Annotated in this window: 15 protein-coding genes; 6 read left to right on the top strand and 9 right to left on the bottom strand. The window is 48.3% G+C overall.

Going from position 1 to position 16,770, the window contains the following annotated elements:
- Positions 1–113 precede the first annotated feature (113 nt).
- Both QUB30_RS02350 and QUB30_RS02345 read right to left on the bottom strand, forming a co-directional pair.
- Positions 114–2,069 (bottom strand): CHASE2 domain-containing protein, encoded by a 1,956-nt coding sequence (locus tag QUB30_RS02350; RefSeq protein WP_333328480.1) that lies wholly within the window; start codon positions 2,067–2,069, stop codon positions 114–116.
- On the bottom strand, positions 2,069–2,740 hold the full coding sequence (locus tag QUB30_RS02345) for a response regulator transcription factor (RefSeq protein ID WP_333328477.1): 672 nt from the start codon (positions 2,738–2,740) through the stop codon (positions 2,069–2,071). Before QUB30_RS02345 ends, QUB30_RS02350 begins: the two co-directional genes overlap by 1 nt.
- 306 nt (positions 2,741–3,046) lie before the next feature.
- Between QUB30_RS02345 and QUB30_RS02340 the strand changes: the two genes are divergently transcribed.
- Entirely contained in the window at positions 3,047–3,919 is an 873-nt protein-coding gene (locus QUB30_RS02340; RefSeq protein WP_333328474.1) for a methyltransferase domain-containing protein, read from the top strand.
- 488 nt (positions 3,920–4,407) lie between these two features.
- On the opposite strand, the gene QUB30_RS02335 is transcribed toward QUB30_RS02340, so the two are convergent.
- From QUB30_RS02335 to QUB30_RS02315, 5 genes are all read right to left on the bottom strand, one after another.
- Positions 4,408–5,007 carry a Uma2 family endonuclease gene (locus QUB30_RS02335; protein ID WP_333328471.1) on the bottom strand — a complete coding sequence of 200 codons (600 nt, stop codon included), beginning with the start codon at positions 5,005–5,007 and terminating at the stop codon, positions 4,408–4,410.
- Positions 5,008–5,086: 79 nt separating this feature from the next.
- Positions 5,087–7,327 (bottom strand): phosphoketolase, encoded by a 2,241-nt coding sequence (locus tag QUB30_RS02330; RefSeq protein ID WP_333328469.1) that lies wholly within the window; start codon positions 7,325–7,327, stop codon positions 5,087–5,089.
- A 210-nt stretch (positions 7,328–7,537) separates the two neighbouring features.
- Positions 7,538–8,761 carry a COP23 domain-containing protein gene (locus QUB30_RS02325; protein WP_333328466.1) on the bottom strand — a complete coding sequence of 408 codons (1,224 nt, stop codon included), beginning with the start codon at positions 8,759–8,761 and terminating at the stop codon, positions 7,538–7,540.
- Positions 8,762–8,872: 111 nt separating this feature from the next.
- Positions 8,873–9,262 (bottom strand): hypothetical protein, encoded by a 390-nt coding sequence (locus tag QUB30_RS02320; RefSeq protein ID WP_333328464.1) that lies wholly within the window; start codon positions 9,260–9,262, stop codon positions 8,873–8,875.
- A gap of 159 nt (positions 9,263–9,421) precedes the next feature.
- Complete coding sequence (locus QUB30_RS02315; RefSeq protein ID WP_333328459.1) at positions 9,422–9,988, bottom strand: COP23 domain-containing protein; 567 nt, start codon at positions 9,986–9,988, stop codon at positions 9,422–9,424.
- A 679-nt stretch (positions 9,989–10,667) separates the two neighbouring features.
- Between QUB30_RS02315 and QUB30_RS02310 the strand changes: the two genes are divergently transcribed.
- Positions 10,668–11,273, top strand: coding sequence for a hypothetical protein (locus QUB30_RS02310; protein WP_333328456.1), 606 nt, complete (start codon positions 10,668–10,670; stop codon positions 11,271–11,273).
- 370 nt (positions 11,274–11,643) lie between these two features.
- Positions 11,644–13,020, top strand: a complete 1,377-nt coding sequence (locus QUB30_RS02305; RefSeq protein ID WP_333328453.1) for a cytochrome P450 — start codon at positions 11,644–11,646, stop codon at positions 13,018–13,020.
- Positions 13,021–13,560: 540 nt separating this feature from the next.
- Here the strand turns inward: QUB30_RS02305 and QUB30_RS02300 are convergent.
- Positions 13,561–13,848, bottom strand: a complete 288-nt coding sequence (locus QUB30_RS02300; RefSeq protein ID WP_333328448.1) for a hypothetical protein — start codon at positions 13,846–13,848, stop codon at positions 13,561–13,563.
- A 32-nt stretch (positions 13,849–13,880) separates the two neighbouring features.
- The gene (locus tag QUB30_RS02295) at positions 13,881–14,066 is read right to left on the bottom strand and encodes a hypothetical protein (RefSeq protein ID WP_333328445.1); all 186 of its coding nucleotides are present in this window, start codon (positions 14,064–14,066) and stop codon (positions 13,881–13,883) included.
- Positions 14,067–14,340: 274 nt separating this feature from the next.
- Between QUB30_RS02295 and QUB30_RS02290 the strand changes: the two genes are divergently transcribed.
- The 3 genes from QUB30_RS02290 (at position 14,341) to QUB30_RS02280 (ending at position 16,663) form a co-directional block, all read left to right on the top strand.
- Positions 14,341–14,601 (top strand): MoaD/ThiS family protein, encoded by a 261-nt coding sequence (locus QUB30_RS02290; protein WP_333328442.1) that lies wholly within the window; start codon positions 14,341–14,343, stop codon positions 14,599–14,601.
- A 370-nt stretch (positions 14,602–14,971) separates the two neighbouring features.
- Positions 14,972–16,270 (top strand): threonine synthase, encoded by a 1,299-nt coding sequence (gene thrC / locus QUB30_RS02285; RefSeq protein WP_333328439.1) that lies wholly within the window; start codon positions 14,972–14,974, stop codon positions 16,268–16,270.
- Between the two features lie 117 nt (positions 16,271–16,387).
- Complete coding sequence (locus QUB30_RS02280; protein ID WP_333328436.1) at positions 16,388–16,663, top strand: MoaD/ThiS family protein; 276 nt, start codon at positions 16,388–16,390, stop codon at positions 16,661–16,663.
- Positions 16,664–16,770 lie beyond the last annotated feature (107 nt).

The raw sequence follows: 16,770 nt of genomic DNA, 5'->3' as shown, positions 1-16,770 counted from the left end.
TTAATAAGGGGGACTTTGACCAAGTTCTTGTCCCCCCCTTATTAAGGGGGGGCTAGGGGCGATCGAACCCTAACCGTCAAGACGGTTGATATAACAAGCGTGAGCCACACCGATCACCAGAACCACCGCCGTTTTGCTGGCCAGGTTAACTCGCACACTGTCCCCTTCGGTTGATTCGGGTAGCGCCGAAATGCTCCGCCTAACTGTTTGGCTAAGTTCTTTGCAAGCTGGGTTCCTAATCCTGAAGGTTGAAGTTTAGGGTTTGGATCTTCGGTTATTTCCCTCTCTCGATCCATTGCAGCCAAGCTAAGCGTTTCTGACTGAGACTGTTTCCCCCTACCATTATCCGCCACCCGAATCACCTGCAGATCGCCTTCTTGAGTGCAAATTACAGTCAAGCGAGTGGCTTCGATCGCGTGTTTCCCCACATTGCAGAGTGCTTCTTCCAGAAAGCGGCAGAGTGCTCGCTTGTGTTCCAACCGCAGATGCGAGGTGTTCAAAGGATCGAACTGGACAATTTTGAATTTGAGCGTTTTGAGGTAAGGCAGTTCTTGTTCTAACGTGTTGCAATAGACCTTGTAGAGCAATTCATGCAATGGAGCCTGCAGGGCCAATTCGATCGCACTTCCCATGCGGAGATGCGGTTCATCTGCGATCGCTTCTCGTTGTACCGAGCCGTAAACTGCCCGTAATTCTTGATTCAGGCGTTGCAACTCCGGTAGAAATGGCGGCGGTGTTGCTTGTTCCTGAGCGCTTCTCAAAATCCCCACCAATGTTTGTAAGGGCCCACTATGAATTGCATTAAAGGTCTGCTCGATCGCAAACTGACGTTCCTCCAACCGCAGTCGGAGTTCCTGTTCGTGGCGATAAAATAACGCTGCCATCAAGCCAGCCCCATTCAACACCAACACCAATAACACAGGTACGATCGGCACCCACCACCCCATAAGAATTAGCCCGTAACATATCCCGATCGAGCTGACACTGGCGACTAAAAGCCCGAACAAAATTTTCCAGGGCGATCGCAAAAACCGTCCCAGACTTATCCCCAAAAGTCCCCATGCCACAATCCAGAGATATTCCCATGCGTCTGCCCAAACCCGAAGCAACGATCGCCCATCGAACACCGCACTAACGATCTGGCTAGTGGCGTGTGCCTGCATTTCCACTCCGTAAATTCGTCCGGGATTGATGCCTGCGATCGCACCTGAACTTACCAAATCCTTCGCGCTAAAAGACATCATCCCAATCAGCACAATTTTGCCTCGAATCCAATCCGGGTTGACCTGTCCCGATTTGATTTGCGAGAGAGAAAGCACGCGAAACGGCATTGTCCCGCTGCGAACATTCAGCAAAATTTGGTAGCCGCCAGCATCCGCCCCGACATATCCGCCAGAGTTTGACTGCACTCTGGTCAATTCAATGCTGCCAAAGCGCTTCGCGTCTGGGTCGCGTATTCCATTACCCAACTCAATTCCTCGGGCTGCTAAATAGCGTTCTGCCAGCCGGATCGCCAACGAAAAACGGTATTCCTGCTGGGGGTTGTGAGCGCCCAATAAACTGCGGCGCTGGTAGCCATCCGCATCGAGAACGGCATCTGCAAAGCCAATTTGTTCCGATGGCAGCGCGGGCGGAGGTGCGACGGTAAAACCACTGCGATCGGGCAGGGCAATCTCCACTCCGATCGTATTCTTGCTGCTGCGAAACACCGATGTTAGTTCAGCATTACCCGGCTCAACCGGAATATCGCGTACAATATCCAGCCCGATCGCAGTCGGTTGATAGGCCTGCAACCGTTTAAGCAAATCGGCAATTTCGCGATCGGGAATCGGATAAGTTCTGGCGCGTTGAATATCTCCCTCAGTGATACTTACGATTACAATCCTTTCATCCATTGGCTCAGCGGGACGCAGGCGCAGAAATCGATCGAACGTCACCAACTCCAAAAACTGAAGCGCACCGGTCAATCGAGCCATCGTCACAGCGACAATCACCATCACCCCTGGAAGCGCTCCTCGTCCCCAAGTCGTGACGCCCGCTTTCACTGCTTGCCATCGATCGCGCTTCACTAATCAATCAATCCTTGTTCCCTAGCTCGCACTTCCGTTTGAATCCGCAGATTCTTATCATCATCAGGATACACCTCTAGCACATCTCGAATCTTAGTCCAGTAATACTGCACAGTGCGTTCAGAAACATTCATCCGTTTGGCGATCGCAGTATCCTGTAAGCTCTCTTGAAAAGCAAATTGCAACACCTGCATCCAGGCGGGTTTGAGTTGCAGCCCATTGCGGATCTCTCTGGGTGTATAAATCCGCTCGTGCAGCGCCCAATCAACCATTGCTAGCAAGTCTTTCATGGGCTGGCTCTTATCGACAACTGTGAAGCCGCCCATGTGATTGTCGATCGACGGTTTCAGCCAAACTAAAGTCCGAACATGGGCACTCTGCACCACAATATTCAGACTCGGATACTGCTCCATCAAGGTTTTGAGGAGTTGAAGCCCTGAATTCGCTTGAGCTGTTTCGCCGCTCGTCTCTGGCATCACCAGATCCACAATCACCAAATCCGGGGTCGTCTGCGCTATTTGCTCAAGGGCTGCCTGAGCAGTCGGAGCCGTCAGAATGTCTGCCTCTGGATATTCTTGCTTCAGAATGTTAAGCGTGCCACCTAACACCATCGCATGGTCATCCACAACTAAAAATGTTCGTTTCTCCGGTTGAGGTAAAGTCTGGGGCATAATTGATTCGTTGCCACACAACATCGTCAGTTTAGGTAATCCGTCAACCCACTTTAGATTTGGGATTTACGATTTTCGATTTGTGACCTAGTTGAAACTAGGGGCTTTAAACCGCTGAAATTCTCATTCAAAATCCCAAATCCCCAATCTAAAATCGTCTCGGTCATCTTCTTACAATAGAGGAATTACCTGGCTCCCGTCCTGCATCTGTCCGCCAACTGGGGTTGAGGATATCCGCAACGAGAGTTGCGCTAAAGCGCAGTTTTATTATAATCTAGGTGTCGAAGTAGGAAAAAGGATGATTTTATGGCAGCCGAAGGTTCGTATCAAGCCAGTACGTACAATCTGGAACTTGACGCAGAAATTCAGCGGTTAAAAGCTCAAGTTCTCCTCAGTTGGGAAAAGGAAGCGCGCACTTTAAAGTGGTTCGGTTTAGCCGACTGGATGAATGTTTTGGAAGCGGGTAGCGGGCCGGGATTTTTTACCGAAAAACTGTTAGAATTGCTGCCAAACAGTTCGGTAACAGCGGTAGAAGTTGACCCGGTACTGCACGAAAAAGCAGTAGGATATTTGCAGGACAAAGGGGGCGATCGAGTAAATCGCATTCAAGCCTCGGTGGCGGATACTGGTTTGGATGATAACACGTTTGACTTTGCGATCGCCCGTTTGCTGTTCGTTCACCTTCCCGAGCCCGTCGCAGCAGCTAGAGAAATATTCCGCATCTTGAAACCGGGCGGCAAACTGGTGATTATTGATAGCGACGCGGATCTGTTTTGGCTGACAAATCCACCTTGGTCAGTCGAGATTGTCAGGGAGAAATTCAAGCAGGTAATGGCATCGCGGGGCGGCAATTTATGCGTCGGGCGAAATCTGTGCCGCATTCTCAAAGAAGCTGGGTTTGTTAGCGTTGATTTAGAAGCCGTTGTCAGCCACAGCGATATCATCGGAATTGAGGCGTTTCAACCTTTGCTTGACTCCGGGCCCATTTTGCAAATGGTCAAACAGGGGTTGATTTCAGAGTCGGAAATAGAAAGCTATCTGGTTTCGCGGGATGAGTTTGTAGCGGCAGGCGATCGATCGATGATGAGTTTTTGGTTGATGGCTTGCGGGGAAAAAAGCAATAAAATTAAGACACATATTTCACACAATATTGATGTCCCGTCGCAGCACAACCTCTAGCACTCTTACTACATTCCCAGCTAAAAAAGCAAACTTACTTAACAACAAATCAGGAAAAAATTCAGAATAAATTATCCCCTCAGCATTAGGTTAAAGCTGCACGTATAGCTCTAGAATCCTATCATAGCAAATCCGGTAGCATCGTCGGGCGTCAAATCTAGTCAACAGTCAAAAATCACGAATCCTGCCACCGGATTTGATCTAATTCATCTGCGTTAATCTGTGTTTATCTGCCCTCATCTGCGGTTAAAAGAAGAGAAATTTTTAACCGCAGATGACAATGGATTGACGCAGATTCACGCAGATTAAGGAAGAGAGAGAGGAATAATTTAGTAACTTTACACCTACAAGTCTAACCAATCGTTGGAGCCGATCGCCCAAAGGTTGTTTGTGAGAGCCAATGGTTATCTGTAACATTTTAGCTTAAGCAATCAAGTCCTTAGCGAAGCCCTCGTAGACGATCGCACTTTTTACCAACTCCTCCGCATTCAACCCACTTGCCGAACCCCATTAAGAAACTCCGTCCTTGCCTCAATCCTTGAAGGCATTAAAACGCAACGCACCAGCAATTCTAAATCCAATTCCGGCAGCAACTCACTTCTTGAAACTTGCTCATAATTATCCTCCCGCAACCCATACACAGCCAACTGATTATTTTCCCAAAACCAGACTTCAGGAATGCGAAGTCGCAGATATTTAGCTAGTTTATTTGTGCTACCGCTAGTCATCGTTACTTCCACGGCTAAATCGGGATGCTCTTTTCTTGAACCTATATAATAAGACTCGTCTGGTTCAAATGATACATCTCTTGCCCGGTCTCTGCGAGTTGCACTCCCTACAGGAATATATTCAATTCCCATTTCACAAAAGTAGAGTTGTAGCAAAAAATTAAGAATACAACTGATTGTCTCATGTGCTTCACCCAGTGTCATAAACTCGATCCACCCATCAAGATAAGTTATCCGCAAACCCAGAGAGTCGGCCATCAAAGATTCCATCGCCTCAAACTGCTCCCAACTATAATAACCGGGGAGAATCAATCGCTGTTCTGCAAGCGTACCTCTTTCCTCTAAAAGTTGTGCAGTCACAGGTATCACCATCCTATTTTAAATATTACTAGCCCCTACCCAGCCAAAACCAGGCAGGGGCATTCACTCACATTCTAACTTAATGAACTAGCTCGATCGCCCTTTTAGTCAACGCCTCAGCAGTCAACCCATTAAACGCCATCAACTGACCAGCACTAGCAGTAGTTTCCCCCCGCTTCCAAGCGAAAGTATCCCGCTTGCAATTGCTGCGGAGCATCACTGGTTCCAACATCCCAGAAGCACCGCCTGTCACGCCAATCAAGGCATCTCCGCCAAACAATTCAGCAAATTTCTCATCGCTTAAAAAGCCGCCGTCAGCTTCCGAACAAGTATCCCAAGCAACATCGCTAGCACGATACAAACGCCGAGGATTCACAACAGAAACAATCCGCACTCCAATCCCTTCTGTTTCCAAAAATGCCGCCGCTTCAAACACTGGCATTAACGTCATGTCGCCGACAACTGCAAACACAACTTTCTTGCTCCCCCCTTGATTCTGGGTAGCTTGCGGGGAATCGATTTCGTGCAGCACTATTGCACCGTCTTGCAAAGCTTGGCGAGTCTGTTCAAAAGTAGTGCGAATTGGCAGCGGCGACTTGCTCGCAGTAATCACAACTCCCTTATTTTTAGCAGTCAAAGCCCAATCGTAACAAGCTTGAATGCTGTTAGCATCCGGTGGAAACAAAGGAAACACATTTCCGTTCCGCATCATCGCCGCAAAATAAGCCTCAATTTCCGGCCGCTGGTGCGTCCAACCGTTGCGGCCTTGTTCCAATGCGCCCGCTGTAAATAAGGTGACAGTTGCCGGAGTTGGACGGCGCAATTCTGCCATTGCTTGGGTTACAGTTTGCCAAATTGGTAAACCGTTGATGGCAAAAGATTCGTAGGAACACCACAAACTCCGCGCTCCGAATAGGGATAAACCTACGGCTAAACCAGCGCAAGCATCTTCGCTCAAAGGTTCGTAAACTTGGCCGTTTGGCGATTGATTGTACAGGTCATCTGTCGTCGGGTGAATAATCTTGAGAGCTTGGTTGATATTGGCAATTGCCGATGCTTCATTGCCGTCAGCATTAGTGACAATAAAAGTACGATCGCGCTCGCCAACTTTCCCTACCAAAACCCCCATTGCTGTTGTCGAAATCTTCGGTTCTCCCCCAACGGCAAATTCTTCTAAAGGCAATTCGCCTAAATCTGGCAGCGGCAATGTAAACTCAGTAACAACTGTTTTCGCCGCCGGCCCGCCGCCCGCACGCTCGCAATTTGTCCGCACCAACTCCCAAGCAGCAGCAGTCAAAGCGCGATCTTTTAAAGCACTGATAATGTGCGGAGCATCCAGCGTATCTTTCGGATAAAGGTTGTGAGATTTTGCTCCGCGCGCGTGGACGCCGGCACCTTTCAACTGTTTGATAATAAACGCAGTTAATTTGCCGCCTAGAGCAGATTTTGCCGCTTTGTCAATTCCTTGTAAAACAGCTTTGGTAAATGCCATGCGCTGTTGGAGCGAAAAAGCAGTGCTGTCAACATAATCTTCCGGTTGATTTTTATCGTCAAATTCCTTAGCATCAACTAAGATAACTTCTTCAAAACCGTTACCTTGCCAATAAGCAATCATTTCAGCATTAGTTTTAGTCGAAACCATGCTGTGATGTTCCTGAGAATATCCGTTCCACACCAACACAGGCAAAAAGTTAGTAACGCTGGGATAAGCAGTGTGGAAATGCGCCATGCTGCTCATCGGATAGGGTTCGCCCATGCCGCCGTCGCCCATTGTGAAAGCAAACAGTTTTTCGCGGTGCAAAAGCGCTCCAGCCATTGCGAAATGCTGCCCTTGTCCGAGGGGGCCCGCCGGTGCTAAAAGGCCGGGAATGAAACCGGAAAGATGTCCTAACAAACCGTCTTTTTCTCGGAATTTATCGCGCACTTGCTGCACGTTAACAATTCCCATATCCTCCAAAGATCGATCGAGAAACATGGCACTGTAAAAGCCGGGGGCGTGATGGCCGACTTCGGTGACAATGTTCTTGTGTCCGAGCATCACCAAAGCGGCATAAGCCTCAGCTTGGCTAGCAAAACCCCCCGGATGTCCCGATGCCTTGCTCGCGGTAACTTGTAGTGTCAGGTAGCGCAGGGCGTCTGCTCCCAGCATCGTTTGAAAGACGGCGACGGGATCGGCAGGATCGGCGATCGACTTGCTCCCCTCGGCGATCGCAGGTGCTTTCCCATAAGTCTCAAAACCAGGGACTGTTTCAGAAAAATATTGAATTCCTTCGCAAAAAGCGGGCGTTGTTGACGTTGCCTGCGGGGTAGTTGCTGTCATGCTTGATACCTAAAAAATTTGAATTCGATTAATGTAAGAGTAATTTTATAGCTTCCGTGTTCCAAAAAATCATGAGTTCTATTATGTCAATGATAAATAAGTAAAATATCTCAATTTTTAAGCTCATAAGTAGTTGTTTGAGAACCCCGACTTTTTGCATAAGTCGGGGTTCTGTGTTTACCCATTACTAATCCATCTCAAATCCCAAATCTAAAATTGTTCCAGCCGTTCCCGGACATCTATATAAAGCGCAGTACCGCTTTCAGAAAGAGAAGGCACAGCCTTTTGATTCCCCAGCCAAACAAAAAAACTGCTCAGTGCAGGAGTCGGATCTTGATCGCCGCGCAGGGTGTAGATCAAACCTTCGCAAGGCCCATTAACGCGGCTAGTCGTGCAAATCGCTTTCTGGTTATTTACAATACCCACAGTCACATAATTTAGCTGTTTATTGCGGTTATAATTTTCAAGGCGCTGAGTCACTTGTTGGCAGCGAGTTAGAGGATCGTAGCCCGAACTAGAAAAGAAATTAGAATTCCAGCGAATCCAAGGCTCCCTGAACCCTTGCGGGTTTTGATACACAGTCACCGGCTCGCCCGTCGAGGTATCGCACACAAATCCTCCATAACCCAGACTCGGCTGGTTTTGACCAGAGGCGGTGCTGATAGAAAGATTGCTGAGAATATCAAAGCCGTTATGCTTATTTTGTGATAGCAACTCCCTAAAAGCATCGATCGGGATTGCTGCATTCAACCCCGTTTTAATCTCCTCAATTTGACCGTTCCACTGACTTCTAATTGTGCCAACAGTATCCCCCTGGCCGTGAATTCCTACCACCCTGCCATCAGCATCAAATACAGGCCCGCCGCTCATCCCGCGCCTGGTTACAGCTTGGTAGCGCAGACGATACCCCGATGAGGCGCTGCCCAAGCGAGAAGAGACTATACCAGCAGTAAACTCAAGTTTTCGTTCAAATCCCGAAATTGGCAGCGGATAGCCAGAAACGTAAATAGCAGAACCAACAACAGCACGTTCTGACTCGCCCATTGGTGCTACTGGATACTGTTCTCGGCTCTGAAACTGTATCAAAGCCAAGTCTATATCCCTGTCATTTTTCGGTAGTCGCTGTATTCTAATCGCAGCGTAATCCTTCTCTAAATGAGTGCGAATGCTGTATTTTTGAGCGAGGCTTGCCACCACATGATTAGCTGTCAGAACAGTGTAAATATTACCCTGTTTAGCAATAATTACTCCCGATCCACTACCAAAAAAACCCAGCGTGTTGTTGACTTCCACAGTTGTCAACGTCGCTAGCTGGGCAATTTCTTCGGCTGTTTTGGCACAGGCAGCATATTGTTGGCTGACAACTGCCGTCACTGTTAATGCACCTGTCAAGATGATTGTCAGCGCGTCAAACCGCAAACTCCACACATTCATCGATAACTCCCTAGATGAAACGAGGCGAACTGCCAATATATACTAATCGGAATTCCCCAACTGGATTTAACCTTTTTCTCCAATAATTCCGCTGTTGGTTCACTTCCATCTTCATTCTTCATAGACGCCAAAATTTGGATTTCGATACTTGCCCCTACCGTTAATCCCAACCAAGAAACCTTTGGCATTAAAAATCGGGTCGCCACTCCTACCGATTTTAACCTCATTTGTATAGCCCAATATAACCTTGAGGCAAAGATTTGGGTAGCAGCACCGAAACGAAGCCCGCGTCACCGCCAAACCCCCAACCTCAGCACTCGCAGGAAAGCCGACTGCCAACACTGGCTCAGACACCGCTCCGGGTTCAAGGGTGAATAGTGCTATTTTATACTCGATCGCGCTGCGAAACAGAACGATCGCCGGATGGGTATCGCCCAGCCGCCTCAGAACTCCTAGCAGTGGGTAGAGGAGGCCGTCGTCGGTGACAAGTCCGATCGCCACAACCTGCTAGTTAGTCAGCACCGTATAGGTTTGCCCCTCCTGCCGGACTATCGTCCCGGAACCAGAAGATTTCCGTCTGGATGCGTACTGCTGTTTGACGCGCCAAGTTTTCCACCTCAACCCTTGGAATTGGTGACGGGATGGAAAATTTGCCCATCTTTAAGGCTGTCCGGACGGCGGGGAAAAAGAGGGCTGTTGCGCCTCATCATCCATGTTTTCCCCTAGCTTTTCGCTGACATTAATGTAAGGAATTTTACTTGTTTCATCAAAAGACGGCATCCCGACATATCCTTGCCGCCAAGCCAACAAATTATACAAAGAGCCGATCGGGTCTTGGCCGGGTCTGAGGGTATAAATCAAATTTTGACACAGCCCATTGACTTGATTCGCCGTGCAGATGACGTTCTGGCCGTTCATCTGGCCCGCAGTAATATACTTGAGCACCCGTTGGCGACGATAGGTTTCGAGGCGTTGACTCACTAATTGACACCGAGTTGCCGGATCGTAGCCAGAACCGGAGAAATAATCGGAAGTCCACTCAATCCAAGGCTCCACGGCACCTTTAGGGTTTTTGTACACCGTCACCGGCGCACCGGTCGATGTGCTGCACCAAAATCCACTTTCCCCCGGTGCTCGCCGACTGTAACTCGGTTGAGAAGCAACCGTCAGGCCGCTGAGGGCGATCGCTGTTGCCACCAAAACTTTTGTCAATAATTGCTGTTGCATGATTTTTTCACTCTTGTTTATGAGATTCGGGACAAAAATCACCGAATGCTGCGATAACACCCTTGACGCGCCTGTTCGTTACAGATCCGCTGACTTGGGAATGATGTGATTCGCGACTTAACCAGAAACCAGTTTTTCTTACGAAAACACTTCGTTACAGCCGTTATGCCTGGTTAAATAACCCGGTTTCTTTGCTCTTGATGCGTAAGTTTTGATATTGTTCGCGACTTGCGCATTCCCTCTAACCGCGCTTTCGGCGCTGTTCAAAAAGCGCACCGAATGCGAGCTTAAAATGCGCGCGCCAGTCTGAATTCTGTCCTCATTACTACTAATCAAACTCAGGCTTTTACCAACCGGAAAGAGGCTTTTCACCTCAGACCTTGGAATAGGTCGAGTTGCAACGGTACATCACACCACTGACAAGGTATTTGATATCACTTACGAGCTGTGTCGCGAGCTTGATCTGCTGAGACAGGTAACTGCTGGGTTACACACTTGAGGGGTAAAACCCCTTTTACCTGATATAACACTAAAATCCACGTATTAACAAGAACTCTTAACTTGTTTTCATCTCCGTACTGCGGGAAATACTTCTAAGTGAGTGTAATCAGGGTCTAAGTGCTTTCTACCACCAAAATTCACCCTCCATACACTGACGTTTAGTAGAGTATTAAAAACTATGAATCATATCTGTAAACAGTTAGGATATTTAGGCGTTTGGTTAATTTTGATAGGCGGTAGCAGTTGTTCTAGCTCAGATGCAGCTACCTCAACCGAAAACCAGAGCCAACTCTCAGCAAGCGCCCGTCAGTTCCAACACCTACAGCTAACGGGAAATCAAATTGAGGCTCGATCTAGTGAATTAACGCAGTCTTCTAACTCTGTTGCCTCAGTTTTAGGCAGTGCTGCCCTCTCAGAAAATACTGCCACCGTTACGGTTTATAAGGTAGACAATTTGTGTCAAACTCTGAAGCCGGAAACAGTTACAGGCCCAGAGAACCAGTTAATGTCATCGGCGGTTAATGAAGTGTTAAAGCAGCAGATTTTCGATAGTCTTGGTTTGGCTGGTTATCGCCTCAAGATCGATCGCGACCTCGGAATAGCTACCGTGGATCTGCGAGCCTCGGGAAGTTCGCGGCAGAAATTGCAAAATCTGTCCAGTTGTCAGATGTTAGGTTTGTTCGGGGGCGTGCGCCAAACTTTAACCCGTTATGCTCCTTGGCAAGTCAAAACAGTCCGTTTTACAGAGCTTGGAGAGGATATTTTGAGTACGGTTCGAGAATAATCTATTAAAATTATTGAAGATAGGACTTACGCAATTTTCGCTTAAAAAAGCGGAGTTCGGAGACTTTGAATAAACGTTCAAAGCCTTTGATTCTTCTCGATCGCGACTTACGCACAAAAAATTCACAAACCGGTTTCTCTAACCACGGCCGATCGCAAAGCGCGATGTTTTTTCATAGAAAAACCCGGTTTTTGTGCCTAATAGTATTAGACCTCTTGCAAAAATAGCTGGGACGGGCTCTCCGGCCCGTCCCACAAAAAGTTTTTTCTCTTGTGGGATGGGCCGGAGAGCCCGTCCGAAAATTTGATCGAAAGGACTTTTGCAAGAAGTCTATTGATGTTCCTCAAGTCCTGCGACAACCACAATTTCTATGACACTACCTGACGGCCCCAAAAACCCCCGCTTCATGCAGCTATTTCAATGGATTGCCGATCCGCTGACATACATGGATGTATGTGCCAAAAAGTACGGGGAGATTTTCACCGGTCGATGGAGCAACCTCAAACCATTTGTGATAATCCACAACTCGCAAGCGATCGAGCAAATGCTCAACAGCAAAGCTTTTGACGCTCCAGGCGATATCAACGGTATTCTCAAACCATTGCTGGGAGAACAATCCATGATTGCGAGCTCTGGAGAAAAGCACAAACGCGACCGCCAATTATTGATGCCGCCCTTTCACGGGGAACGGATGCGGAATTACGGCCAGCAAATTTGCGATATTGCTTTAGATGTTGCCAGCAATTGGTCGGTCGATCGACCTTTTGTGGCCCGCACCGCCATGCAGGAAGTCACCATGCGGGTAATCTTGCAAGCTGTCTTCGGTCTGCACGAGGGGCCGCGGTTACAAGCACTCAGGCCCTTACTTGCCTCAGTCGTCGATATGACCAGCTCTCCCCTGCGATCGAGTATGCTATTTCTGCCCTGGATGCAGCAAGACTGGGGATCTTGGAGTCCTTGGGGACTGATGAAACAGCAGCAGCGGAAAATTCAGGAACTGATGGACGACGAAATTGCCGAACGCAGACTGCAACCAGACGCCAATCGCACCGACATTCTCAGCTTAATGATGGCCGCCCGCGACGACCACGGGCAACCGATGACCGATGAAGAATTGCGGGACCAGTTGATGACGCTGCTGTTTGCAGGTCACGAAACCACAGCAACGGCCCTAGCTTGGGCATTTTACTGGATTCACCATTTACCCTCAGTGCGCCAGAAGTTGTTGGAAGAATTGGACAGTTTGGGGGAAACTCCCGACCCGATGGAGATTTTCCGCTTACCTTACCTGAGTGCAGTTTGTCAGGAGACGCTGCGAATTTATCCGGTGGGAATGCTGACGTTTCCGCGAGTAGTGCGTAAGCCAGTGGAACTGATGGGACATCAACTCGAACCGGGTACGGTTGTTTTCGGCTCGATTTATTTGACCCACAGACGGGAGGATTTGTATCCAGAACCGCTGCAATTTAAACCGGAACGGTTTTTGGAGAGACAATTCTCGCCTTATGAGTATTTGCCCTTTGGAGGCGGCAGCCGCCGCTGTATCGGCTTGGCGCTGGCGCAGTTGGAGATGAAACTGGTGCTGGCAACCATTTTGCGGAATTTTGACCTAGTATTGGCCGAGAAAAAGCCCGTACAGCCCAAACGCCGAGGGGTGACTTTAGGGCCTGCCGGCGGCGTGCGGATGTCCCTGCTGGGGCGGCGGATGCGGCAGCAGAAGCCTGAACCTGTCGCTAGTGGGGTTTAAAGTCGCAGCGGTGGCAGCGGACGATCGAACTTTCAGCTTTGAGTGCACACAATTTAGGGAGAAGGTGCGATCGTCGGCAAATGCCACCATTTTTTGTAGCGCCCGCTACAGATAAACAGCTAGAATCCTTAACCTGTAACCCTCACCCCCTCTCACTTTTCAAATTTTCAGTCTAAAATAATATGAACCTTGCAAACACAGCCTGAAGGCAAAAGTGGGTGATTGCAATAGTCCTCTTGATATCTCAAAAGCCTGCCTGCCATACTTTAAAAACATATGCATACCCTGTTATTCAGCAAGGTCGGAAGCGTGTTGGCATTGCCAGCAATCTTCCGGCCTCTTTATTTTTTGCGGTACTTGAGGCATTGGGGACAAGATGCAGAAGGCAAGGCAAAAGTATAAATTCTCCCCCTGTTCTCATCTCCCCCTCTCCCGAATCTAGAGCTTCTGCCTCTAATTCCAATAGAATCCGACAGCAAGTTTAAGGAATCACTAAGGAATAATTAATAACTTGTTAAATTATCTCCTTCTGCCCTTCTCTCAATCTTCTGTTTTCAGAAATTCCGATACCGAAACAGACTTCGGCAGACTCTCCAGATCTTGAATTTCACTTTCGTGGGCAAAAAACTCGACTTCTTTGTCGTCAATCTCGATCTGATAGCTAGCGGTAGCTGTCACAATCCGCCGCTTTTTTTTATCTTCTATTAAAACCCAACACACGACAGGTCTTACCCACCTCTCAACGTGCTGGCTTTGCTTTGTACTTCCAAAGGCATACCAGCCTTTAGCTTCAATAATTTGAAGCACTTTAAAATCGTTATTTGCCATATATCTCTATCGCGTCAATTTCCGAATTCTTCTTAGATAAAACGGCATACTTGCTTTGCAGGAGAAAGGTTTGGAAAATCCAAGCCGCCTTTTAAAACCTGATTTTTGGTCATATAAGCGGTTGGCAGGGCCTTGTCTGCGTTGTTGCCTGCTAAATTTAGTGCGATGTTTTTGTACTCTCCCACAACTACCGTAAAGTATTTACACCGCAGCGTCATAAATTAGTCTCTCAGTTGCATCAACAGCAGCCAACTAGAGCTTAGCTAGCTGCATCTAAGGGGATGCCAACTGCTTCTAACGCCTGGTTGGTGAGAGCGATCGGCCTACAATCCTGTTAAGAGTTTTTGCTGCAATCGACTATCATCTTTACCCGATGGGGTAAAACTTAACTAGAGGTTGCTGCTTTCAATTCTAAGGCTCGGCGCGCCTAATTCCTAATTAATTGTATGGTGTAGTTGATAATTGCCAAACCGTCGATCGCACTAAACTACCGTGTCTGACTCTTCGATTACCGTCACAGTTAAACTGTTCGCCGCCTTCGGTGAAGCCTACGGCGTTTCGGAACTTACATTAGAACTTCCTCCCGAAACCCCAGTGTCTCAAGTCCTCGAAAGCTCGATCGCCCAATATCCTCAATTAGAACAATGGCGCGATCGCACCCGCTTCGGCCTCAACCTGGAATTCGTCTCCGCCGACACCATCCTCCAAGACGGCGACGAAGTTGTACTCATCCCCCCCGTCAGCGGCGGGTAGGCTAAGTTGGTTAATCAAAAATTCTAGGTTTTGTAGTTGTGTTCGATCGCACGACTGCCCGATTGTTAGCCCAAAAAAGATTTATTAAGTTTTGTAACAATTCCGTCGGCAAATCATCCTTGAGTTCGCTCATGCTCGCGTGCGGGCCTGACAATCTGGATTCCCAGCCGGATCCAGAAAACAAGTCAAATCCTTGTGGGGTGGGCGTCCCGCCCGCCCAAATATCAAAGTTAAATACACCGCTGTTTAACTCAAAACTAACTGAAAAATCAATCCCGACTAAAAAAATCGGGTATGGTTGACGGACTAAATTGACCGTGCTAATCTTGCACAAGACTAAGAAAACATCGCAAAACTAGAGAGTTGAGCTATGACCCAGGCGACCAGAACCCAATCCACAGCAGCAACCTTCACAGCCCTTAAATGTAAAGAATGCGGTGAAGAGTACGAACTCCAAGCCAAGCACGTCTGCGATTGCTGTTTTGGCCCGCTTGAAGTCAAGTACGACTACGACGCCATCCGCCGCACCGTCACTCGCCAAACCATCGAAGCCGGCCCCAACTCGATCTGGCGCTACCGCGCATTTTTACCAGTCGCTACAGATAACGTCATCGATGTCGGCACTGGGATGACTCCTCTATTAAAATCCCACCGCTTGGCGCGCCGCCTCGGTCTAAAAAATCTTTATATTAAAAACGATGCCGTCAATATGCCCACTCTCAGCTTTAAAGACAGAGTGGTGTCAGTCGCCCTCAGCAGAGCCAGAGAATTGGGTTTCACAACGGTATCCTGTGCCAGCACCGGCAATTTAGCTAACTCTACGGCTGCGATCGCCGCCCACGCCGGACTCGACTGCGTAGTCTTCATCCCCTCCGACTTAGAAGCAGGCAAAGTCCTCGGCACTCTGATTTACAATCCAACTGTCATGGCAGTTCACGGCAACTACGACCAAGTTAACCGCCTCTGTTGCGAAGTCGCCAATACACATGGGTGGGGATTTGTCAATATCAACTTGCGTCCCTACTATTCCGAAGGCTCGAAAACCCTCGGCTACGAAGTGGCCGAACAGCTAGGCTGGCAATTGCCCGATCACATCGTCGGTCCCCTCGCCTCCGGCTCCCTGTTCACAAAAATTTACAAAGGTTTTCAAGAATTCATCGAAGTCGGTTTAGTGGATGAAAAGAAAGTCAGATTCAGCGGTGCCCAAGCTGACGGCTGTTCCCCCATCGCCCAAGCCTTCCGCGAAGGCCGCGATTTCGTCAAACCGGTGAAACCGAATACAATTGCTAAGTCGATCGCGATCGGCAATCCAGCCGACGGTATGTACGCCCTCGACATCGCCCGCAAAACAGGCGGCAACATCGAATCCGTCAGCGACACCGAAATCATCGAAGGCATGAAACTGCTAGCAGAAACCGAAGGCATCTTCACCGAAACCGCAGGCGGCACTACAATCGCAGTCTTGAAGAAACTCGTAGAAGCAGGTAAAATCGACCCCGACGAAACTACCGTCGCCTACATTACCGGCAACGGCTTAAAAACCCAAGAAGCCGTCCAAGGTTACATCGGCGAACCCATCACCCTCGAACCAAAAATAGAAGCCTTCGAGCGTGCCCTAGAACGCGCCCGCACCCTCGAACGTTTAGAATGGCAACAAGTTTCGGTTTAATAGTAATTAGTCATTAGTCATTGGTCATTAGTTATCAAGCTGTTGACTGTTGACTGTTGACTGCTGACTGTTGACTGCTGACTACTGACTAATGACTACTGACTAAGGACTAAAAAAATGACTGTTAAAGTTTTAATTCCCACTCCCCTGCAAAAATTCACCAACAATCAAGCCACAATAGAATGCGGCGGTGGCAACATTTCCGAACTGATTGATTCGCTGGAAACAAATTGTCCCGGCATCAAAAAGAGCCTGTGCGACGAACAAGGAACACCTCGCAGATTTCTCAACTTCTACGTCAACAGTGAAGACATCCGGTTTCTGGAAGGTACAGAAACTGCTCTTAAAGATGGTGATGAAGTGAGTATTGTACCGGCGGTTGCTGGTGGTTGATTTTTGACCACAGATGGGGGCAGATAAACACTGATGAACGCAGATAGTTATTGAATCTATCTGCGTTTATTTTTTGTGTTTATTTTTTGTGTTTATCTGCGGCTGCA

Source organism: Microcoleus sp. BROC3 (assembly GCF_036702515.1).
Lineage (GTDB): Bacteria > Cyanobacteriota > Cyanobacteriia > Cyanobacteriales > Microcoleaceae > Microcoleus.
This window is presented reverse-complemented; position numbering and strand designations above follow the sequence as displayed.

What these genes read in the sequence shown, in the direction of transcription:
- QUB30_RS02325 (WP_333328466.1), bottom strand. Translation starts at nt 8,761, where the DNA reads ATGAATGTGTGGAGTTTGCGGTTTGACGCGCTGACAATCATCTTGACA.
- QUB30_RS02345 (WP_333328477.1), bottom strand. Translation starts at nt 2,740, where the DNA reads ATGCCCCAGACTTTACCTCAACCGGAGAAACGAACATTTTTAGTTGTG.
- QUB30_RS02280 (WP_333328436.1), top strand. Translation starts at nt 16,388, where the DNA reads ATGACTGTTAAAGTTTTAATTCCCACTCCCCTGCAAAAATTCACCAAC.
- QUB30_RS02330 (WP_333328469.1), bottom strand. Translation starts at nt 7,327, where the DNA reads ATGACAGCAACTACCCCGCAGGCAACGTCAACAACGCCCGCTTTTTGC.
- QUB30_RS02305 (WP_333328453.1), top strand. Translation starts at nt 11,644, where the DNA reads ATGACACTACCTGACGGCCCCAAAAACCCCCGCTTCATGCAGCTATTT.
- QUB30_RS02310 (WP_333328456.1), top strand. Translation starts at nt 10,668, where the DNA reads ATGAATCATATCTGTAAACAGTTAGGATATTTAGGCGTTTGGTTAATT.
- thrC (WP_333328439.1), top strand. Translation starts at nt 14,972, where the DNA reads ATGACCCAGGCGACCAGAACCCAATCCACAGCAGCAACCTTCACAGCC.
- QUB30_RS02340 (WP_333328474.1), top strand. Translation starts at nt 3,047, where the DNA reads ATGGCAGCCGAAGGTTCGTATCAAGCCAGTACGTACAATCTGGAACTT.
- QUB30_RS02295 (WP_333328445.1), bottom strand. Translation starts at nt 14,066, where the DNA reads ATGACGCTGCGGTGTAAATACTTTACGGTAGTTGTGGGAGAGTACAAA.
- QUB30_RS02300 (WP_333328448.1), bottom strand. Translation starts at nt 13,848, where the DNA reads ATGGCAAATAACGATTTTAAAGTGCTTCAAATTATTGAAGCTAAAGGC.
- QUB30_RS02315 (WP_333328459.1), bottom strand. Translation starts at nt 9,988, where the DNA reads ATGCAACAGCAATTATTGACAAAAGTTTTGGTGGCAACAGCGATCGCC.